Annotated in this window: 15 protein-coding genes; 9 read left to right on the top strand and 6 right to left on the bottom strand. The window is 71.1% G+C overall.

Translation table 11 applies throughout. The annotated features are described in order from the left end of the window. Nucleotides 1–156 precede the first annotated feature (156 nt). The 3 genes from ACZ7L5_RS03095 (at nt 157) to ACZ7L5_RS03085 (ending at nt 4,353) form a co-directional block, all read left to right on the top strand. Nucleotides 157–1,146 (top strand): helix-turn-helix transcriptional regulator, encoded by a 990-nt coding sequence (locus tag ACZ7L5_RS03095; protein WP_363031582.1) that lies wholly within the window; start codon nt 157–159, stop codon nt 1,144–1,146. Nucleotides 1,147–1,399: 253 nt separating this feature from the next. Beyond that, nucleotides 1,400–1,882: a DUF456 domain-containing protein gene (locus tag ACZ7L5_RS03090; protein WP_471513905.1), complete on the top strand. Its 483-nt coding sequence runs from the start codon at nt 1,400–1,402 to the stop codon at nt 1,880–1,882. Between the two features lie 146 nt (nt 1,883–2,028). Further along, on the top strand, nt 2,029–4,353 hold the full coding sequence (locus ACZ7L5_RS03085; RefSeq protein WP_471513903.1) for a glycosyl hydrolase family 95 catalytic domain-containing protein: 2,325 nt from the start codon (nt 2,029–2,031) through the stop codon (nt 4,351–4,353). Between the two features lie 39 nt (nt 4,354–4,392). Here ACZ7L5_RS03085 and ACZ7L5_RS03080 read toward each other — a convergent pair whose 3' ends face one another. The 5 genes from ACZ7L5_RS03080 to ACZ7L5_RS03060 all read right to left on the bottom strand — a co-directional run bounded on the left by ACZ7L5_RS03080 (nt 4,393) and on the right by ACZ7L5_RS03060 (nt 10,835). Further along, complete coding sequence (locus ACZ7L5_RS03080) at nt 4,393–4,914, bottom strand: methylated-DNA--[protein]-cysteine S-methyltransferase (RefSeq protein ID WP_471513901.1); 522 nt, start codon at nt 4,912–4,914, stop codon at nt 4,393–4,395. Nucleotides 4,915–4,916: 2 nt separating this feature from the next. Next, nucleotides 4,917–6,404 carry a DNA-3-methyladenine glycosylase 2 family protein gene (locus ACZ7L5_RS03075; RefSeq protein WP_471514493.1) on the bottom strand — a complete coding sequence of 496 codons (1,488 nt, stop codon included), beginning with the start codon at nt 6,402–6,404 and terminating at the stop codon, nt 4,917–4,919. A gap of 91 nt (nt 6,405–6,495) precedes the next feature. Beyond that, nucleotides 6,496–7,590 (bottom strand): ribosome small subunit-dependent GTPase A, encoded by a 1,095-nt coding sequence (gene rsgA / locus ACZ7L5_RS03070; RefSeq protein WP_471513899.1) that lies wholly within the window; start codon nt 7,588–7,590, stop codon nt 6,496–6,498. Between the two features lie 238 nt (nt 7,591–7,828). After that, complete coding sequence (locus tag ACZ7L5_RS03065; RefSeq protein WP_471513897.1) at nt 7,829–9,325, bottom strand: cellulose binding domain-containing protein; 1,497 nt, start codon at nt 9,323–9,325, stop codon at nt 7,829–7,831. A 190-nt stretch (nt 9,326–9,515) separates the two neighbouring features. Further along, nucleotides 9,516–10,835 carry a radical SAM protein gene (locus tag ACZ7L5_RS03060; protein WP_328878377.1) on the bottom strand — a complete coding sequence of 440 codons (1,320 nt, stop codon included), beginning with the start codon at nt 10,833–10,835 and terminating at the stop codon, nt 9,516–9,518. A gap of 146 nt (nt 10,836–10,981) precedes the next feature. Between ACZ7L5_RS03060 and ACZ7L5_RS03055 the strand changes: the two genes are divergently transcribed. The 6 genes from ACZ7L5_RS03055 (at nt 10,982) to ACZ7L5_RS03030 (ending at nt 19,855) form a co-directional block, all read left to right on the top strand. Further along, complete coding sequence (locus ACZ7L5_RS03055; RefSeq protein WP_471513895.1) at nt 10,982–12,235, top strand: D-arabinono-1,4-lactone oxidase; 1,254 nt, start codon at nt 10,982–10,984, stop codon at nt 12,233–12,235. A gap of 126 nt (nt 12,236–12,361) precedes the next feature. Continuing rightward, entirely contained in the window at nt 12,362–13,609 is a 1,248-nt protein-coding gene (locus ACZ7L5_RS03050; RefSeq protein WP_471513893.1) for an ROK family transcriptional regulator, read from the top strand. Between the two features lie 212 nt (nt 13,610–13,821). Further along, nucleotides 13,822–15,087, top strand: coding sequence for an ABC transporter substrate-binding protein (locus ACZ7L5_RS03045; RefSeq protein WP_471513891.1), 1,266 nt, complete (start codon nt 13,822–13,824; stop codon nt 15,085–15,087). A gap of 20 nt (nt 15,088–15,107) precedes the next feature. Further along, a complete protein-coding gene (locus ACZ7L5_RS03040; protein ID WP_471513889.1) occupies nt 15,108–16,073 on the top strand; it encodes a carbohydrate ABC transporter permease in 966 nt (321 codons plus the stop codon). Next, nucleotides 16,070–16,963, top strand: a complete 894-nt coding sequence (locus ACZ7L5_RS03035; protein ID WP_471513887.1) for a carbohydrate ABC transporter permease — start codon at nt 16,070–16,072, stop codon at nt 16,961–16,963. The genes ACZ7L5_RS03040 and ACZ7L5_RS03035 overlap by 4 nt, the downstream gene beginning before the upstream one ends. Before the next feature lie 12 nt (nt 16,964–16,975). Then, a complete protein-coding gene (locus tag ACZ7L5_RS03030; RefSeq protein ID WP_471513885.1) occupies nt 16,976–19,855 on the top strand; it encodes a glycoside hydrolase family 2 TIM barrel-domain containing protein in 2,880 nt (959 codons plus the stop codon). Nucleotides 19,856–19,968: 113 nt separating this feature from the next. Here ACZ7L5_RS03030 and ACZ7L5_RS03025 read toward each other — a convergent pair whose 3' ends face one another. Further along, on the bottom strand, nt 19,969–20,460 hold the full coding sequence (locus ACZ7L5_RS03025; protein WP_471513883.1) for a hypothetical protein: 492 nt from the start codon (nt 20,458–20,460) through the stop codon (nt 19,969–19,971). Nucleotides 20,461–20,468: the final 8 nt, after the last annotated feature.

The following is a 20,468-nucleotide window of genomic DNA, read 5'->3' as shown; positions in this document are numbered from 1 at the left end:
GTTGATGCTGCGGTGGCGTCACCTTGGCAGAGTGGCGGGTGGTACGGCGATGATGTGCGGAGGCGGTTTTGCGCCGTGGCCGTTTTCCGCCACGGCCCGAACGCCGGTGTTCTTTTTGCGGATGTGCGGATGTTCTTCGGGGAGGGACGCGGCCCGATGCTGGGAGCGATAGGTCTCGACGAGACACACGAGTCGGCGTACCGCGTCCTGGTGTCCGTGGGCGCCGCCGACGTACCGGACCTCGCGCGACGGCTGACGCTCGGCGAGCACGACACCGAGCGCGCCCTGCGCCGCCTGGAGCGGCACGGGCTCGCGGCGCAGTCCTCGGCCCGGCCCGGCCGCTGGGTCGCCGCACCTCCCGGGGTGGCGCTGGGCGCGCTGCTGACCCAGCAGCGGCACGAGCTGGAGAAGGCGGAGCTGGCGGCCGCGTTGCTCGCCGAGGAGTACCGGGCGGGCGTCGCCGAACCGGCCGTACACGACCTGGTCGAGGTGGTGATCGGCGCGGCCGCGGTGTCGCAGCGCTTCCTGCAGCTCCAGCTCGGGGCGAGCGAGGAGGTCTGCGCACTGGTCACCGGCAACCCGGTCGCCGTCACCGGCATCGAGAACGAGGCGGAGGAGCAGGCCGCCCACCGCGGCGTCCGCTACCGGGTGGTCCTGGAGCGCTCGGTCCTCGACCAGCCGCACGGCATCACCGAGCTGTCCGCCGCCCTCGGCCGCGAGGAGCAGGTACGGGTCGTCGACCAGGTGCCGACCAAGCTGGTGATCGCCGACCGCACGCTCGCGCTGGTGCCGCTGACCTCGCACACCGCGGAGCCGGCCGCGCTGGTCGTCCACGCGAGCGGGCTGCTGGAGCTGCTCTCCGGGCTGTTCGAGACGGTGTGGCGGGAGGCGCTGCCGGTCCGTCTCGGCACGTCCGGCGTCACCGAACAGCAGCCGGACGGCCCCGACGACACCGACCTGGAGGTGCTCTCCCTGCTGCTGGCCGGCCTGACCGACGCGAGCGTGGCCAAACAGCTGGACCTGGGACTGCGGACCGTACAGCGCAGGGTAAAGCGGCTGATGGAGCTGACCGGGGTGACGACGCGACTGCAGCTGGGGTGGCACGCGTACGAGCGGGGGTGGGTGGCGCGGGAGCGGCAGGGGTGACGGGGGTCCGGGTACTGGGAGGGGGGCGGGGGCCTGGGTACGGGCACGAGCGACGGGCGCCCGGATACGGGCACGAGCGACAGGCGCCCGGATACGGGCACGAGCGACAGGCGCCCGGATACGGGCACGAGCGACAGGCGCCCGGATACGGGCACGAGCGACAGGCGCCCGGAAACGGGCACGAGCGACGGTGGTGCACCCGCGCCCGCCAGGCTGATCTGCGCTTTCTCCCGGGCTCCGGCAGTCTGGTCAGATGGGAGTGTGGGACCTTGTGCTGGTCGGCCTGGTCCTCCTGCTCGGCCTCTGCGGAGTGCTGGTTCCCGGCGTGCCGGGGTCGTGGCTGGTGTGGGCCGGGGTCTTGTGGTGGGCGCTGAAGGACACCCAGCCGGTCGCGTGGTGGGTGCTCGTCGGGGCCACCGTCGCGCTGCTCCTCTCCCAGGTGGTGCGCTGGGCGCTGCCGCCCCGCAGACTGCGCCCGAACTGGGCCGGCCCGCGCATCGTGGCCTACGCCGGAGCGGGATCGTTCCTGGGCTTCTTCCTGATCCCGGTGCTCGGCTCGATCCCCGGCTTCATGGCCGGCATCTACCTCGGCGAACGGCTTCGACTCGGCCGCCACGGCGAGGCGAGGGCGGCGCTGCGCACGGCGATGCGGGCGGGCGGTTCGAGCGTGCTGGCAGAGCTGTTCACGTGCCAGCTGATCGCGGGGGCGTGGCTGGGCGCCGTGATCTGGGGTTGATGGATCGGGTCCATCGAGTACATCGCAGTTGATACATCGGGTCTCTCCCGCCGTATTGACGTCCCCCCGCCCCTTCTCTACGTTGCGTCGCGGGATAGCTCCGATGAATCGGGGCTCCGATGAATCGCCGTGCAGATGGAGGCGTCATGCCCAGCCCGTCCAGACGTACCGTGCTCGCCACCGGATCCGCCCTCGGCGGGACCCTCCTCGCAGGCGGCTTGCCCGCACAGGCGAGCGCAGCCGACCGTGCGGCCCCCTCCGACCCCTGGCGCACCGTCCTCGAAGATGCCGACCTCGTCTGGCAGCGGATGCCGACGGCCTGGTACGAGGGCCCCTTCCTCGGCAACGGCTTCCTCGGTTCCGGCATCTACGCCGAGCCGGGCGCCGCGGCGGACGGCGGAACCCGCGCCGTCCGCTTCAACGTCCAGCACTCCGAGGTGCAGGACCACCGCCCCGAGTTCGGCTCGCTGTTCGGGCTGGCCCGCCTCCCGATCGGCCACTTCACGCTGGAGCCGGTGGGCACCATCACCGGCCTGGACTGGCGGCTCGGCCTGCGCGACGCCGAGCTGACCGGCACGCTCACCACGGACAAGGGCACGCTCACCCTGCGGGCCCTGGTGCACAACGACCGCTCGGTCCTGGCCGTCGAGGTCACCCCGAGCGCGGGTGAGCGCGACTTCCGGTGGGGGTTCCATCCGGCGGACGCGATCAGCCCCCGGGCGGCATTCAAGCCGCTCCCCGACGGCTACCGGGGCAATCCACCGGCCGAGGTCGCCCAGCACGACGGCGTGTGGGCGGCCGTACAGCCCCTGCTGGCCGGCGGGCAGCATGTAACGGCGTGGCGGGAGCGGAGCACGGGCAGGGCACGGACGCTGTACGTCCATGTCGCGCACTCCTACCCGGGCACAACGGCGCTCGGGCGGGCGCTCAAGGCCGTACGCGGGGCGAGCCCGCTCCCCTACTCGGCGCTGGCGCTGACGCACCGGGCCTGGTGGCACGCCTACTACCGCAAGAGCTTCGTCTCCCTCCCCGACGCGCGGATGCAGCGTTTCTACTGGATCCAGCTCTACAAGACCGCCTCCGCCGCCCGCCGCGACGCCCCCGTGATGGCGACGAGCGGCCCCTGGCTGGAGCCCACCCCGTGGCCCAACACCTGGTGGAACCTGAACGCCCAGCTGGAGTACTGGCTGATCCACGGCTCCAACCACCTCGAACTCGACGCGATCACCCGGTCGCTGAGCGAGTTCCGGGACAACCTGGCCAGGGAGACGGCGACCCCGTACCGCGCCGACTCCCTCGGCATCCCGCGCACCACGGACCCCCACCTGGTCAACGGCGCCGACGGCCCCCTCACCGGCTACGGCGTCGGCATCCCCGGCCAGGCGGCGCCGACCCCCGAGGTCGGCAACCTCACCTGGGCCCTGCACAACGTGTGGCTCAGCTACCGCCACACCATGGACGAGTCGATCCTCAGGGACGTCCTGTACCCCCTGCTCCGCAAGGCGATCAACTACTACCTGCACTTCCTGGAGCCGGGCCAGGACGGCAAACTGCACCTGCCGGCCACGTTCTCCCCGGAGTACGGCGGCAACTCACGGGACTGCAACTACGACCTGATGCTGCTGACCTGGGGCTGCCGCACCTTGCTCGACGCGGCCGAACTCCTCGGTGTCGACGACGAGTTGGCACCGCGCTGGCGTGACGTGCTGGCCCGGCGGGCGCCGTACCCGACCGACGCGAACGGCTTCATGATCGGCGCGGACATCCCCTTCGCGAAATCCCACCGCCACTACTCCCATCTGCTCGCGGTGTACCCGCTGTACGAGCTGACCGGGAGCACGCCGGACGAACGGGCCCTGATCGAGAGGTCGTTGGCGCACTGGGTGGGCTTCGAGGGCGCCCTGCAGGGCTACACCTTCACCGGCGCCGCTTCGATGTCCGCGCTGCTCGGCAAGGGTGAGGACGCGCTGACGTACCTGGGCGAGCTGATGTCCCGCTTCGTCCAGCCCAACACCATGTACAAGGAGTCGGGCCCGGTCATCGAGACACCGCTGTCGGCGGCGCAGTCCCTGCACGACATGATCTGCCAGTCCTGGGGCGGCGAGATCCGGGTCTTCCCCGCACTGCCGGCCGCCTGGGCCGACCTGACCGTGCACAAGTTCCGCACGCAGGGCGCGTTCCTGCTGTCGGCGGTCCGCAAAGGCGGGGTCACCCGCTGGGTGCGGCTGGTCAGCGAGGCGGGCGCACCCTGTGTCGTACGGCACGGCATCACCGGGCCGGTGGAGGTACGGGACGGACGGGGCCGCCCGCTGCGGTGGTCCGCGGCGGGCGAGGGCACGATCCGCATCGCCCTCCGGAAGGGCGACTCGGCGCTGATCACGGCACGCGGCGACCGGCCGGACCTGACGATCGCGCCGGTGCAGCAGAACGGGGAGGCCCCGCGCTGGGGACTCCCCGCGGAGCAGCCGTAGTGGCGCAATGGCCGGCGCGGCTGGGTGCGCGGAGGCGGACTAGAGCCTGCCCTCCAGCGTGAGCAGCCGCATCTTGCGCTCGATGCCGCCCGCGTACCCGGTCAGCGACCCGTCGGCCCCGATCACCCGGTGGCAGGGACGGACGATCAGCAGCGGGTTGGCACCGATCGCCCCGCCGACGGCCCGCACGGCGGCACGGGAGGCACCGATCCGCGCGGCGATCTCGCCGTACGTCGTGGTGGCGCCGTAGGGAACGGAGTCGAGGGCGGCCCAGACCTTCTCCCGGAACTCACTGCCGGCTGTCCTCAACTCCAGCCGGAACTCCTTGAGTTCACCGGCGAAGTAGGCGCCGAGCTGTTCCTCGGCCGCACGGAAGAGCGCGGGGTCGCGCCGCCAGCCGTCCTGCACGGTACGGCCGCCCTTCTGGCCCGGCACGGAGAGGGAGGTCAGGGCGCCGGTGGCCGGGTCGGCGGTGAGGAGGAGGGGGCCGACGGGGCTGTCGACCTCGGCCCAGTGGGTCGGGGCGGGGGCAGCGGTCAGGGTGGGCTTCGGGGTGGTCATGATTACTCCAACTCCCCTGCTGCACGCAGGTGTTGCAAGGCATAGGAGCGCCAGGGGCGCCAGCTGTCGGGGGTGTCGGTGCCGGGCGGGGCGACGTCCGGGTCGCCGAGGGCACGGGTACGGATGACGGCGACGGTACGGGCATCCAGTCCGGGCAGGCCGAGCAGCGCACGATGGGCCTCGTCCCGGTCGGCACCCGGGTCCAGCCGCAGGGCACCGTCGGCGAGGGCGGCGGTGAGCGCGCCCAGCGGCCCGTGGGGCTCGGCCCCGGCGAGGACGGCCGCCTCGGGAAACAGATGGGTGAGGCTGCCGCAGGGCGCGTCGAGGGCCTTGCCGTACCGCCGCACCAGCCGCTCGGCCTCCGCCGACCCGACCAGTGCCCGCACGGCCAGCTCCTCCGCGTCGGCGGCCCCGGGCGACCGCAGGCCCGGCCGCGCGGCAACCAGGGGCCCGAGCCGGGAATCGGCGCCGAGCCTCTCGTCGACGGCGTACGGATCGGCATCGAGGTCGAACAGCCGCCGGAGCCGCTGCACGGCGGTGGTCAGATCGCGCGGGTCGGTGAGGTGGAGACGGGCGTCGAGCCAGCCGCCGGGGTGGGTCGCCGAGGCAGGTGTGGCGTGCAGGCGGGCAGCGGGGGCACCCAGCGGTCCCGGTGCGGCCAGGCCGGGGGCGGCGTGGCCACCCGCGGTCGCCCGCCTCCGCGCACCGCCCGTCCGCTCCCGCACCGCCACGATGCCGGTGCCGTGCGGCAGCCGCAGGGTGCGGCGGTACGTCCGGCGCCCGGCCGGCCCGCTGACGTCCTCGACGCCGGGCACGGCCTCGCGCTCCAGCAGGTCGAGGACGAGGCCCGCCTGGTACGGGCCCCGGTACGCGAGCCGCAGCGGAATCCCGGCCGAGGGAGTGCTCGCACGCCGGTCGCCACGGCCGTTCCTCGGTGCGGCGGCGGCCCGCAGCTCGCTCGGGGTCGATGCATACACCTCCCGGATCGTGTCGTTGAACTGCCGGACACTGGCGAACCCGGCGGCGAAGGCGATCTCCGTGATCGCCAGCTCGGTGGTCTGCAGGAGCACACGCGCGGTGTGTGCCCGCTGCGCCCGGGCCAGCGCGACCGGCCCGGCGCCCAGCTCGGTCGTGAGCTGCCGCTGCACCTGCCGCGCGCTGTAGCCGAGCCGCGCGGCGAGCCCGGCGACGCCCTCCCGGTCGACGATCCCGTCGCCGATCAGCCGCATCGCCCGCCCGACGGCGTCGGCCCGCACATTCCACTCGGCGGACCCCGGCACGGCATCCGGCCGGCACCGCCGGCAAGCCCGGAAACCCGAGCCCTGCGCGGCGGCGGCCGTCGCGAAGAACCGCACGTTACGCCGCTTCGGCGTGACCGCGGGGCAACTGGGGCGGCAGTAGATGCCGGTCGTCTCGACGGCGAAGAAGAACTCGCCGTCGAACCGGGCATCCCGGCTGCGCACCGCCTCGTACCTGGTGTCTTCGTCCATCACGGTGTCCAGTCTCCGCCGTGACCGTGGTGAGGGCTAGCGGGAATCGGACATCAAGCCCATCCAGCCCGTCCGGCGTTTGATGACACCGTCACCGCCAGCGCCCACCCCGCTTGGCCTCCATCGCCGCGCGCCCTTCGGCTCCCTTCCGCTTCCAGTCCTTCTTGATCTCGGCCCTGAGGCGCGCATCGGTCTTGGCCACGATCCACTGGTTCTCGCGCATGAGCTTCCGGTAGCTCTCCAGCCGCCGCACGGGCAGCTCACCGGCGTCGACAGCGGAACGCACCGCGCACCCCGGCTCGCTCTCGTGGGCACAGTCCTGGAAGCGGCACTGTCCGGCCAGTTCCTCGATCTCCGAGAAGACCTGGCCGACCCCGGCCTCGGCGTCCCACAGGCCGACGCCCCGGAGCCCGGGGGTGTCGATGAGGACCCCGCCGCCCGGCAGGGCGAGCAGGTTGCGTGTGGTGGTCGTGTGGCGGCCCTTGCCGTCGACGTCGCGCGCGGCCTGGACCTCCATCACGTCCTCGCCGAGCAGCGCGTTCGCGAGCGTCGACTTGCCCGCGCCGGACTGCCCCAGCAGCACGGACGTACCGCCGGAGACGACCGCGACGAGGACTTCGAGTCCGTCCCCGTCCACCGCGCTGACCGGCAGCACCGGCACACCCGGCGCGGTCGTCTCCACGTCCTGGACGAGATGCGAGAGCGTCACCGCGTCCGGCACGAGGTCGGCCTTGGTGAGCACCACGACGGGCTGTGCGCCCGACTCCCACGCCAGCGCGAGGAACCGCTCGATCCGGCCGAGGTCGAGCTCGACGGCCAGCGACACGGCGACGATGGCGTGGTCGACGTTGGCGGCGAGGATCTGCCCCTCGGACCGCTTGGAGGAGGTGGAGCGCACGAAGGCGGTACGGCGTGGCAGATACGTCCGTACGTAACGCGGAGTGCCCGCGGGTTCGACGGCGACCCAGTCGCCCGTGCACACGACCCGCATCGGATCGTGCGGGGTGACGAACGCCGTGTCGGCCCGTACGACACCGTCGGCGGTGACGACGTCGCACTGCCCGCGGTCGACCCGCAGGACGCGCCCGGGCAGCATCCCTTCCGCGTCGTACGGGGTGAACGCGTCGGCCCAGGCCGAGTCCCAGCCGTAGGGAGCCAACGCGGAGAAAACAGAGGTGGAAGTCAACGGGTGACCCTTCACAAGGGGGCCCCGGCAGCCGCGTACTTCAGACGCGGAGAGTGAGTGAGATCAGCCGGCGGCCACGGAGGTGGACTTGATGAACTGGATGCGGGCAGCGCTCGTCGCAAAGACAGCCATCGGTCGACACCTCCTCACTCATGTCCGCTCGACGGCAGTGGCCACCGGCCACCGCCCTGATCTTCCGTCACTCTAGCCCGGCCCCACGAAGTCCCGTCAACCGGTTTTACGCGCAGTCGCGCCCGTTCAATGTGAAGTCTTGCGCCGGGGAGTTCTCGTCCTCCCAGGAGGCGATGAAGCCGAACGCGAGCTTGCCGCCCTCGGGGACGGTCCTGTTGTAGTCCGCCGCGGTGGCGGTGACGCGGGAGCCGTCCTGGCCGAAGTGCGCGTCCCACATCTGGCCGACCTCCTGGCCGTCCCGGAAGGACCAGGCGACGCGCCAGTCGTTCAGGGCGCGTTCGGTGGTGACGGTGACGGTGGCCTGGAAGCCGTCGGGCCACTCATTGACCAGGTGGTAGTCGACGCTGCAGGTCGCCGGATCGCTCGTGGACGGGTCGGGGTCGCCCTCGCCGGCCGTGGCCGATGTCGTGCCCTGGGGGCCGGGACGGGGGTTCCGCTCGGACCGCTCGGACGGCTCGGGCGAGTCGTCGCCGCTGGTGGCGCTCTCCGACGGGTCCGGGGAGTCGGAGGAGGGTTGCGTGGCCGCCGTGACCGGCAGGGTGAAGCCGGGGTCGGCGACCGGCCGGCGGTCGGACGGGTCGCCGCCCGCCGTGGCGCTGTCGCCGGTGGAGCCGCCCGGCATCATCGACACCGCGAGGGCGAGCGCGGAGACGAGGACGGCGGCGACGAGCAGGCCGCTGCGCACGACGCGCGCCTTGTGCGCCCCGGCGTCGGGCGGACCGCCGTCCGCGTCGGCGGGGTCCGGGCGCCCGCTGAGGCGTACCTCGGCGGCCCTGCGGCGGCGCTCCAGGTAGGCGAGGCCGCCCCAGCCGATCACCCCGCCCGCGAGGGCGCCGGGCAGTCCGCCGCCGTGCAGCCGCAGACAGGCGGCGGCCTCGGCGCACTCCACGCAGGTGGCGAGGTGGCGGGAGAGGTCGCCCGGGGTGTCCGCGCCGGTGGAGCGGGTGACGGCGTCGAGGAGGCGGGCGTAGCTGCGGCATTGCGCGGCCATCGGCGTGTCTAGGTGGTTGCGCTGGCAGCGGTCCCTGAACAGGCCCCGGACCTGGGCGAGTTCGTCGGAAACGGTCGCCGGGTCGAGGCCGAGACGGCGGGCCACCACGTGCGGGGGCAGCGCTTCCACCTCTGCCAGCCACAGCAGGACCGCGTCGGGTTCCTGCATGTCGCGCAGTCCGCGCAGCGCGAGCGGGCGTTGCAGCGGAGGGCCGGTGTAGCGGGCGGCCTTCTCGGAGTTGAGCCACAGACGCAGGTCGGGGTCGAGTCTGTGGCCGTGCCCACGCGCCTCCCAGGCGGCCGCCGTGGTGCGTACGGCGGTCAGCAGCAGGGGGACGCGGGGCAGTCGGGCCGGGCGGCGGCCCGCGCTCCTGAGGTTCCCGGACTCGGTGTCGCGAGCCTCGCGTGTACCGGTCGAGAACGCCTCGGTGGCCAGTTGGCGGGCCGCGTCGGAGCCGGCCGTGCACAGGTCGGCGTACGACAGCACGGCGTCCCAGCACTCGGAGAACAGCGCGGCCTCGGTGGCGTCCTGGGGAGTCGGCAGGTCGGGCATGGGTCTCCTGCATCCACATGCGAGGTCAACTCGCCATACTGGCAGTGGAGTTGGGGGGAACCTCGCGGCAGAACCCGAGCCTTTCACGTGTTCAACACAACTGACAAGCGCCGTGTTCACATGCCATGACAGACGGTCGCGCCCCCACAACTGCACCCAGTTGTACGGGCGCGGGCCCCGTCCGTCTCACTTACACCGCAGCGGATTTCTCCGCGGGCAGGCTGTCCATGAAGGAGCTCACGGAGAACACCGCGTTGCCGGGGCCGGGCGGGCCGTAGCCGGGAGGCGAGGAGAGGCCGAAGTCGTCCATCGTCGCGCGGTACGCCTCCAGCAGGCGGATGTGGTACTCCAGCGGCGCGCCGTGCGGGTTGGCCTTGCCGAGCGGGGTCGTCGGCTCGGGGCACCAGGTGGTGAACCGGGGCGTGATGCCGTTGGACATGAAGAAGCGCAGGCCCTCGGTGGTGGAGGCGATCGCCTCGTCGACCGTCTTGAACCCGAAGGGCTCGGCCATCTCCACGCCCGCCACGAAGTTGGGGATCACGTTGCGTGCGCCGAACACGTCCGCCGAGTCGAGGATCCGCTTGTGCCACTCGTCCCGGCCGACGTACCGCTCCTTGCCCGGGCAGTACATCTTGAACAGGTACTCGTCCCACACCTCGTAGTTGGGGTGGTAGATCTGCACGCCGTAGTCCTTGAACCGCTGCACGTCGTCGCGCGGCAGCGCCTGGGCCACCACCTTGCCGATCCAGCGGCCCGGGAAGCGCTCCTCGATGGCCTTGGCGTAGTGGCCGTAGAAGTCGGCTTCGTCACGGCCGGAGACGGTCTTGGTGATCGCGCCGCCGGTGAGCGTGTAGGCGGTGGAGGCCTTCGCGGTGTCGTACCGGTCGATGATCTCCAGGGCCTCCAGCACCTCCTCGACGTCCTTGACGCCGGTGTACGGCCGCCCGGCCGCCTTGTGCTGCCGCCAGTTGTGGTTGATGTCGCAGTACTGGCACTCCTCCTTGGCGCCGAAGTACTGGCAGACCCGGAAGACGGTGAGGTAGATCAGGTAGCCCCACTGGATGGTCGGGGCGACCTCCATCACCGACTTCCCGCTGGCGAGGGTGTGCTTGTAGTACTCCGGCATGGGCGGCACGCCGACGTCCGAGATCCGCTTCCCGTCGAGGTAGAGGCCGAGCACCCCCTCCTCGTCGGCGGCCACGCGATACGGCGACGCCGGGTTCACGCGCACGGAGACGACCGTGCGGCGCAGGTCGTACGGGCCGCCGGTGAGGATGATCTCCTCCGGCGGGCGGCGCAGCGCGGCCTCGCCCAGCTCCGGCAGGGTGCCGTGGTCGAAGGAGAAGATGAAGTACGACTTCGGCTTGACCTCGCCGTCCTCGTTGTCGCTGAGGGCAGAGGGGTCGAAGGCCACCCCGCCGCGGAGCAGATCCTCCTTGAAGACGGCTTCCCGCGGAACGTGCGGGAATCGCTCCATCAGATCCTCGACCAGTGCGGTGCGGCTGCCCATCCGTGTCTCCTCCCGGCTCAGGCGTACGACTCCTCACGTTATGCCCCCGTGCGGTCCCGGGTGGGGGCGGGGGGCCTCATGTTGCCCGCCGGGGTAGTTTCCACCTGGGATTTCTGGTTGACGTTGTCCTCGGGAGGGGCGATCACATGGCCGAAACCGTGACCAACTGGGCGGGCAACATCATCTACGCCGCCAAGGAGCTGCACCGGCCGTACTCCCCCGACGCCGTCGGCGCCCTGGTGGCGGGGAGCGCGAAGGTGCGGGTGCTGGGCAGCGGACACTCCTTCAACGAGATCGCCGAGCCGGGCCCCGGGGGCGTCCTGCTGTCGATCGCCGACCTGCCGCCGGTGATCGACGTGGACCGCACGGCCCGCACCGTCCGGGTCTCCGGCGGCGTGCGGTACGCCGAGCTGGCCCGGGCGGTGTACGGGCACGGGCTCGCGCTGCCGAACATGGCGTCCCTGCCGCACATCTCGGTGGCCGGCTCGCTCGCCACCGGCACGCACGGGTCGGGGATCGGCAACGGCTCGCTGGCCACATCCGTGCGGGAGATCGAGCTGGTCACGGCGGACGGGTCGGTGCTGACCATCGGACGGGGCGACGAACGGTTCGGCGGCGCCGTCACCTCACTGGGTGCCCTCGGCGTCGTCACGGCGCTCACCCTCGACCTGGAGCCGCGCTTCGACGTCGAGCAGCACGTCTTCACCGAACTGCCGCTGGACGGGCTGGACCTGGGGACCTTCGAGACGGTGATGGCGTCGGCGTACAGCGTGAGCCTGTTCACCGACTGGCGCGAGCCCGGCTTCCGGCAGGTGTGGCTCAAGCGGCGCACCGACCAGCCGCTGCCCGACTTCCCGTGGGCCGCGCCCGCTGTGGAGAAGATGCACCCGGTGCCGGGGATGCCCGCGGTCAATTGCACCGAGCAGTTCGGGGTGCCGGGGCCTTGGCACGAGCGGCTGCCGCACTTCCGGGCGGAGTTCACACCGAGCAGCGGGGCCGAGCTGCAGTCGGAGTATCTGCTGCCGCGCCGGTGCGCCGTGGACGCGCTGCACGCGATCGACGCGATCCGGGCAACGGTCGCCCCGGTACTGCAGACCTGCGAGGTCCGTACGGTCGCCGCCGACGACCAGTGGCTGAGCCCCTCCTACGGGCGGGACACGGTGGCGTTGCACTTCACGTGGATCGAGGACACCGCGGCCGTGCTGCCCGTGGTGCGGCGGCTGGAGGAGGCGCTGGAGGCCTTCGAGCCGCGGCCGCACTGGGGGAAGGTGTTCACGACGCCGGCTCAGGTGCTGCGCGGGCGCTATCCGCGGCTGGCCGACTTCCGGGCGCTGGCGCGGGAGCTGGACCCGGACCGGAAGTTCACCAACGCCTTCGTGCAGGACATACTGGGTGACTGAACTCCTGGAGGACTTCGTAAACCCCCTTTCCTAACCCCTTGTCGAATATTCCCGCACGCCATAGCCTTGCGCCGCGCCGGTGCCGACCGCGAACCGGCATGACGTGAACGGACGGGGGCACGCCGAATGAAGCGCACATCACGTGACATCCGCACCGCGAACCGCTACGAGGTGCTGCGCCAGATCATCGCCGCGTCGCCCACCTCCCGGCAGGAGCTGGCGGCCGCCACCGGACTCAGTCTCGCCACGGTCGCCACGCTCGTGGGCGAGCTGCTCGACCTTCGCATGATCACGGAGGTCGGGTTCGAGGACTCGGCCGGCGGCCGCCCGCGGGGGCTCGTCGCCGTCAACGCGTCCGGCGGCGCCCTGATCGGCGTCGACATCGCGGAGACGTACGTCCATGTCGAGCTGTTCGACCTCGCACTGAACGTGCTGGCCCGCGCCGAGGAGGACGTCCGCCCCGGCGAGAGTCTCCCCGAGCAGGTGGTCGCCCATGTCGCCGCCGCCGTCGGCTCGGTGGTCACGCAGGCCGGCGTGGAGGGCGCGCGCGTGCTCGGCGTCGGGGTGAGCGTGCCGGGGCAGGTGGACCGCGCGACCGGCTTCTCGGAGTACGCGCCCAACTGGGACTGGCACGACGTGCCGCTCCTGGACCTGCTCACCGAGCACATCGCCTACCCGCTCCACCTGGACAACCCGCTGCGCGCCTCCGCGGTGGCGGAGCTGTGGTTCGGGGCGGCGCGGGGGCGCGGGGACGCCGTGGTGGTCAACCTCGGCACCGGCGTCGGCGCCGGGCTGGTCCTGGGCGGCGGGCTGCACCGGGGCGTCAGCAACAGCGCCGGCGAGTGGGGGCACACCACGATCGTGCTGGACGGCAGGCTGTGCCGGTGCGGCAAGCACGGCTGTGTGGAGGCCTATGTCGGCGCGTCCGGAATCATGCTGACCCTGCGGGAGTTGAGCGGCGACAGCCCGCTGCTCCATGCCGAGGACCAGACGGCCACCATCGACGCGCTCGCCCGGGGGCTGCGGGGCGGCGACCCGGTGGCGCTCAAGGTGGTTCGCGACACCGTCCGTTACCTGGGCGCCGGGATCGCCGACCTGGTGAACCTGTTCAACCCCGAGGTGGTCGTGCTCAGCAGCTGGGTCGCGGCCGCGCTCGGCGAGCCCCTGGTCGACGAGGTCCGCGAGGCCGTCGCCCGGCACGCCCTGCCGCGCCCGATGGCCGCCACCGAGATCGTCCTCTCCCCCATCCCCACCGATCCGGTCTGCCTGGGCGCGGCGACGTTCGCGCTCGAAGGTGCCCTGCAGACGGTGGGCCAGAGGACGACCGCGAAGCGCCCCACGCCCGCGAGGAGCCGTACCGCGCCGTCTGCGTGACCGCGGGAGGGCCGCGGCGGGGGACGTCCCACGGCCCGTCACGTCCGGCATTCCGAACGCTGCGCAACGCTTCGCACCGACTTCGTCCAACCCCTTGCCGAAGCCATAGCCGAAGGTTAACGTCCCGCACCGCAACCCCGTTTGAGCCAACTGGCGCTGAGCCGCTCCAGCCAGGCACAGGGCAGAGCCGTACTCGAGACAAGGACGTCAGCATGTCGGCATCGAGCAACAGCAACTGGGACCGCCGAACCGTTCTGCGGGCCGCGATGGGTCTGGCCGCCGCGGGCGGGCTTGCCGCGTGCGGCAGCAACACCGGCCGTTCCGGCGGTTCCGGTTCGGGCGTCAACCTGAACCAGTACTTCCACGCGTACGGCGAGGCCGGCACCGAGCAGGCCGTCAAGAAGTACGCGAAGGCGTACGAGGACGCGAACGTGACCACGCAGTGGATCACCGCGGCGGACTTCGAGAACAAGCTGTTCGCGACGCTGCTGACCAAGAACGCGCCCGACCTGTTCGAGTTCCACCCGCAGATCCAGATGGTGAAGAGCGGGCAGGTGGCCGACCTGACGGACATCGTCGAGCCGGTGAAGGACGACTTCAATCCGGCCGACATCGCCTCGCACACGGTGGACGGGAAGATATACGGCGTCCGCATGATCGACGACCCGCAGTTCTTCTTCTACCGGCCGTCGCTCTTCGAGAAGGCCGGCGTCGAGGTCCCGCAGACCCTCGACGAGCTGATCGAGGCGGCCGCCAAGCTCACCACCGGCAAGGTCAAGGGCCTGTACCTCGGCAACGACCTGCACGCCGTCATCAACCCGATGATCTGGTCCGCCGGCGCCGACACCCTCGACGACAAGAACCAGATCGCCTACCACACGGACGGCGTCGTCGAGGGCCTGAAGAAGATGCGCAAGCTGTTCAAGAGCGGTGACCTCCTGCTCGGCGCCCCGACGGACTACTGGGACCCCTCCGCGCTCAACCAGGGCCTGTGCGCCATGCAGTTCTGCGGCATGTGGGCGATGCCGCAGTTCCAGCAGACCCTCGGGGACGACATCGCCGTCTTCCCCTTCCCGAAGGTCACGGACAGCGGCAAGCAGTCGGTCTACAACGGCGGCTGGTCGATGTTCGTCAACGCCAAGGGCAAGAACGTCGACGCGGCCAAGGAGTACGTGAAGTGGCTGTGGATCGACCAGAAGGAGTACCAGGAGGACTGGGCCACCTCCTACGGCTTCCACATCCCGCCGCGCACCTCGATCGCCGAGAGCGCCGACAAGCTCAAGTCGGGCCTGCCGGCCGAGGGCGTCAAGCTCTTCAACGAGTTCGGCCACTTCGACAACATCGGCTGGACCCAGGCCATGATCACCGCGCTGGAGGACGTCTTCGCCAACTCCGTCCGCAAGGACGGTGACCCGGAGGCGGCGCTCGACAAGGCGGACGCGGCGGTGAACCGCGAGCTCAAGAAGCTCTTCGGATAGGCCGGCGGACGGACCACGACATGTCGACGACCACCGAGCCCGACCTCGCGAGCCCCGCACCGGCGAAGGCCTTCCCGGCCAAGTCGCGGCGGGGTCTGCGGGGGAACAGCACCTTCAACTTCTGGCTCTTCACCGGCCCGTTCCTCATCGGGCTGGCGATCTTCATCTACGTTCCGATCGGTTGGAGCGTCTACCTCAGCTTCTTCGAGGCACGGTTCACGGTCACGCCGGAGAAGTTCATCGGCCTGGACAACTACCGGCACATGCTGACGAACGACGACTTCGTCGGCTCGCTCGGCACCTTCACCGTCTTCGCCGCGTTCATCGTGCCCACCACCTGGACGCTGTCGCTGGGCCTCGCCCTGCTGGTGAACCGGCTGCGCTTCATGCGGGCGTTCTTCCGGTCGGTGTTTTTCCTGCCGACCGCGGTGAGCTATGTCGCCGCCGCGCTGATCTGGAAGATGTCCATCTTCAGCGGCGTCCGCTTCGGCCTGATGAACACCCTCCTCGGCTGGTTCGGGATCGAGAACATCGCCTGGCTCGCCGACCCCAACCCGCCCTGGTACTGGCTGGTCATCGTCACCGCCCGCCTGTGGCTGCAGTCCGGCTTCTACATGATCCTGTTCATCGCGGCGCTCCAGAACATCCCGGCCGAGTTGTACGAGGCCGCCGCCATCGACGGCGCCAAGTCGGGCTGGCAGACCTTCCGGCACATCACGCTGCCCCAGCTGCGGGCCACCTCGACCGCGGTGATCCTGCTGCTGCTCATCGCCGCCTACCAGGCCTTCGACGAGTTCTACAACCTGCTGGACAAGACGACCTGGGGCCGCCCACCGCTCATGGAGCTGTATTTCAAGGCCCTGGGCGAGAACCAGGACTACGGCGCCGGCAGCGCGGGTGCCGTCATCCTCACCGTGCTGATCCTTGTCGTGACCCTGTTCCAGGGCAAGCTCATGGGCTTCGGAAGGGGGGAGGAGTCCAAGTGACCACCACCACGCCCGACATCCGCAAGGCCGCTCCCACAGGAAGGCCCCGCCGCGCCCGGCGCGGGGGCGGCGTGATGGGCAGCGCCGGCCTCTACATCGCCACCGGTATCGCCGCCCTGCTGTTCCTGGTCCCCTTCTACATCCTGGTCCGCAACGCGCTCTCCACCGACGCCCAGATCACCGGAGAGAACTGGACGTTCTTCCCCACGGACATCCAATGGGGCAACGTCACCTCCCCGTTCGACTCCTCGCAGGTGCCCTTCGCCCGGTCGATGTGGAACTCCACGGTCGTCGCCGTCCTGCACACCGTCGGCGTCCTGCTGGTGTGCTCCCTCGCGGGCTACGGCCTGGCGCGCATCCCGTACAAGCACGCGAACAAGATCTTCTACGTCGTCCTGGGGACCCTGATGGTCCCGACCGCCGTGACCTTCGTGCCCAGCTTCGTGCTGGTGTCGTCGCTCGGCTGGGTGGACAGTTACCGGGGTCTCATCATCCCGGGCCTCTTCAGTGGTTTCACCTGCTTCCTGTTCCGGCAGTACTTCCTGGGGTTCCCGAAGGAGCTGGAGGAGGCGGCGCGCGTGGACGGGCTCGGGTACTGGGGCGCCTACTGGCGTGTCGTCGTACCGAACTCGCTGAACTTCTTCGCGGCCATCGCCACCATCACCTTCATCAACGGCTGGAACTCCTTCCTGTGGCCGCTGGTCATCGGCCAGGACCCCAGCGCGTGGACCGTCCAGGTCGCGCTCTCCTCGTACACGACGGGCCAGACCGTCGTGTTCCACCAGATCTTCATGGCGACCGCGATTTCGATCCTGCCCTTGCTGCTGGTGTTCCTCTTCCTTCAGCGCTGGCTGGTACAGGGGATCGCACAGACCGGTATCAAGGGCTGAGCAAGGAGACCGATGTCTTTCCGCACGACCGCATCCGTCGACTACGTCCAGGACGTCTCCCCGGGCCGCGGGGCCCTCCCACCCCGCGCCTGGTACGCCTCCTCGGACGCCAAGTCCCTGTCTCTGAACGGAAGTTGGCGCTTCCGTCTGTCGGCGACCGCCGACGCCGAGGACGACTCGTTCGCCGGGGAGGGGTACGACGCCGGGGCCTGGGCCGAGGTCACGGTCCCGGGCCACTGGGTTCTGCACGGCGACGGCGGCTTCGGTTCGCCGATCTACACGAACCACCTCTACCCGTTCCCGGTGGACCCGCCGCACGTGCCGACGGAGAACCCGACCGGCGACCACCTGCGCGTCTTCGACCTGCCGGACGACTGGCCCGCCCAGGACGACGGCGGCGCCGTGCTGCGGTTCGACGGCGTCGAGTCCTGCGCGCGCGTCTGGCTGAACGGCACGGAGCTCGGCGAGTTCAAGGGCTCCCGTCTGCCGCACGAGTTCGCGGTCGGGCAGTTGCTGAAGCCGGCCGGCAACGTGCTCGCCGTCCGGGTGCACCAGTGGTCGGCCGGATCGTACCTGGAGGACCAGGACCAGTGGTGGCTGCCCGGCATCTTCCGTGACGTCACCCTGCTGCACCGCCCGGCGGGCAGCGCGGGCGACTTCTTCGTGCACGCCTCCTACGACCACACCACGGGCGAGGGCACCCTGCGCGTCGACTCCGACGTCGACGGGCGGGTGTCCGTGCCCGGCCTCGACATCGATGTCGCGACCGGCGAGCAGGTGACCGTCGCGGTCGAGCCGTGGTCGGCGGAGACGCCGAAGCTGTACGACGGCGAGCTGGTCACGGCCGGCGAGCGCGTGCCGCTGCGCATCGGCTTCCGCACGGTCGCCCTGGAGGACGGCCTGATCAAGGTCAACGGGAAGGCGATCCTCTTCAAGGGCGTCAACCGGCACGAGTGGCACCCCGAGCAGGGCCGCGCCCTCGACGTGGAGACCATGCGCGAGGACGTGCTGCTGATGAAGCGGCACAACCTCAACGCGGTGCGCACCTCGCACTACCCGCCGCACCCGGCCTTCCTCGACCTGTGCGACGAGTACGGCCTGTGGGTCATCGACGAGTGCGACCTGGAGACCCACGGATTCACCGAGCAGGGCTGGCGCGACAACCCCGTCGACGACGACCGCTGGACCCCGGCCCTGCTGGACCGGGCGGCCCGCATGGTCGAGCGCGACAAGAACCACCCGTCCGTCGTCTTCTGGTCCCTCGGCAACGAGGCCGGCACCGGGCGCGGCCTCACCGCGATGGCCGAGTGGATCCACGGCCGGGACTCCTCGCGGCTCGTGCACTACGAGGGCGACTGGAACTGCCGTGACACCGACGTGTACTCCCGGATGTACGCCTCCCACGAGGAGGTCGAGCGGATCGGGCAGGGCCTGGACGGGGGTGCGGGGCGCAGGCGTGAACTCCCCTTCATCCAGTGCGAGTACGGGCACGCGATGGGCAACGGCCCGGGCGGCATCGCCGACTACCAGCGGATCTTCGAGGCGCACGACAGGCTCCAGGGCGGCTTCATCTGGGAGTGGATCGACCACGGCATCAAGCACTCCGAGCTGGGCTACGCCTACGGCGGCGACTTCGGCGAGGAGCTGCACGACGGCAACTTCGTATGCGACGGCCTGATCTTCCCGGACCGGACCCCGTCCCCCGGACTCGTCGAGTACAAGAAGGTCATCGAGCCGGTCCGCATCGAGGGCGACGGCGCCGACGGCACCGTACGGGTGACGAACGCCTACGACTTCGCCGATCTCTCGCACCTGGAGTTCGAGTTCTCCTACCAGGTGGACGGTCTCCCCACAGGCGCGCACACGCTCACCGTGCCGCCGCTCGCACCGGGTGAGTCGGCGGAGGTCAAGCTGCCGGCCGCCGCCCCCGACGGCAACGGCGACGACGTCCAGTGGACCGTCCGCGCGCGGCTCGCCGAGGACACGGCCTGGGGGCCCAAGGGCCATGAGGTGGCGTGGGGCCAGGAGACCGTCACCCCGCGCTCAGCCGTCGCCGTCGCCGCCTCTCAGCGGCCCGTGCCCGGCGAGCCGCTGATCACCCTCGGCCCTGCGACCTTCGACGCCCGCTCGGGCCGGCCGACGACGATCTGCGGCCTTGACGTGACCGGGCTGCGCCTGGACGTCTGGCGGGCGACGACGGACAACGACGACGGCGCGTCCTGGCAGGACGACACGCGCTACGGCGTGCTGTGGCGCAAGCTCGGACTGCACCGCATGCAGCACCGCCTTGACGCCGTGGAGCTGGCCGACGACGCGTTGACCGTCCGCACCCGGGTGGCGCCCGCCGCCGCCGAGGTGGGCCTGCGCACGGTGTACCGCTGGACGTCCGACGGCACCCGGCTGAAGCTGACGGTGTCCGTGACTCCCGAGGGCCACTGGACGGTTCCGCTCCCCCGCCTCGGCGTCCGCTTCGGCCTGCCGGCCGACGCCGCGCAGGAGGTCCTGTACTTCGGTGGCGGCAGCGAGGCGTACCCCGACACCCGTGCCGCCTCGATGCTCGGTCAGTGGCTGCCGAGCATCGACGCCCTGCACACCCCGTACGTGCGGCCCCAGGAGAACGGCGCCCGCGCCGACGTCCGCTGGGCCGAACTCGGCGGGCTGCGCATCGAGGGCGACCCGGAGTTCTGGTTCAGCGCCCGTCGCTGGACCAACGAGCAGCTGGACGCGGCCCGGCACCTGACCGACCTCACGCCGGGCGACACGCTCTGGATCAACCTCGACCACGGCCAGCACGGCATCGGCTCGCAGTCCTGCGGCCCGGGTCCGCTGCCGCAGTACTTCCTGAAGGCGGAGCCGACGGAGTTCTCGTTCGTGTTCTCGACCACTGAGTGAGATACGTCCGCATTCGGCCGGTCGGCATGGTTGCCGACCGGCCGTGACCTTCTTCCCACGACGGCGACGACGGGCGGTCGTCACCGTCGGTATCCCCCGTACGGCCCGCCCCTTCAGTGATCCGCACAGCACGGCGTAGGGTCCGCCACCTCGAAGGGCACGAGTGTGCCGCCCACCGCCGGCATGGTCGTCAGGACGAGTTCGTCGTTCTGCCATTGCGGGCGTACGTGCTCGCCGGTGATCAGGCGGGTTTCCGGCGACGGTCGGCCCGGTGCGCCCAGGACCGTCACTCGGTCGATCGCCGAGCGGGACAGCAGTTCGGCGATCGTCAAGGTGCCGGTGAGTGCGGGGGCGCCCGGGTAGAGGACCGCCCGGCCCACCGTGTCGGGTGGGCCGGGTGACACCTCGTATCCGCCGGTCGTGAGCCGCTCCTGGGCGGTACGCAGGAGCGGCTCCGACGGCAGGGTGAGGGAGACGACGACCCTCGGGCGGTCTCCCCGTACGAGGTGGGTGCAGCCGAACGTGCCCTCGGGGAGCGCGAGTTCGGCCACGAGGCTGTGGAGCAGGTGGTCGGCCGTGCGGAGGTCCCGGACGTCCGCGTCCACCGTTACGG

The organism is Streptomyces sp. NPDC107528 (assembly GCF_055639295.1).
Note: the sequence above shows the minus strand (reverse complement) of the source record. Positions and strands in the feature narration are given on the sequence as shown.

Excerpts from the sequence above, each read along its gene's own strand:
- ACZ7L5_RS03060 (WP_328878377.1), bottom strand. The coding sequence starts at position 10,835 with ATGGGCAGCCGCACCGCACTGGTCGAGGATCTGATGGAGCGATTCCCG.
- ACZ7L5_RS03045 (WP_471513891.1), top strand. The coding sequence starts at position 13,822 with ATGTCGGCATCGAGCAACAGCAACTGGGACCGCCGAACCGTTCTGCGG.
- ACZ7L5_RS03055 (WP_471513895.1), top strand. The coding sequence starts at position 10,982 with ATGGCCGAAACCGTGACCAACTGGGCGGGCAACATCATCTACGCCGCC.
- ACZ7L5_RS03080 (WP_471513901.1), bottom strand. The coding sequence starts at position 4,914 with ATGACCACCCCGAAGCCCACCCTGACCGCTGCCCCCGCCCCGACCCAC.
- ACZ7L5_RS03095 (WP_363031582.1), top strand. The coding sequence starts at position 157 with ATGCTGGGAGCGATAGGTCTCGACGAGACACACGAGTCGGCGTACCGC.
- ACZ7L5_RS03040 (WP_471513889.1), top strand. The coding sequence starts at position 15,108 with ATGTCGACGACCACCGAGCCCGACCTCGCGAGCCCCGCACCGGCGAAG.
- ACZ7L5_RS03090 (WP_471513905.1), top strand. The coding sequence starts at position 1,400 with ATGGGAGTGTGGGACCTTGTGCTGGTCGGCCTGGTCCTCCTGCTCGGC.
- ACZ7L5_RS03085 (WP_471513903.1), top strand. The coding sequence starts at position 2,029 with ATGCCCAGCCCGTCCAGACGTACCGTGCTCGCCACCGGATCCGCCCTC.
- ACZ7L5_RS03050 (WP_471513893.1), top strand. The coding sequence starts at position 12,362 with ATGAAGCGCACATCACGTGACATCCGCACCGCGAACCGCTACGAGGTG.
- ACZ7L5_RS03075 (WP_471514493.1), bottom strand. The coding sequence starts at position 6,404 with ATGGACGAAGACACCAGGTACGAGGCGGTGCGCAGCCGGGATGCCCGG.
- ACZ7L5_RS03030 (WP_471513885.1), top strand. The coding sequence starts at position 16,976 with ATGTCTTTCCGCACGACCGCATCCGTCGACTACGTCCAGGACGTCTCC.
- ACZ7L5_RS03065 (WP_471513897.1), bottom strand. The coding sequence starts at position 9,325 with ATGCCCGACCTGCCGACTCCCCAGGACGCCACCGAGGCCGCGCTGTTC.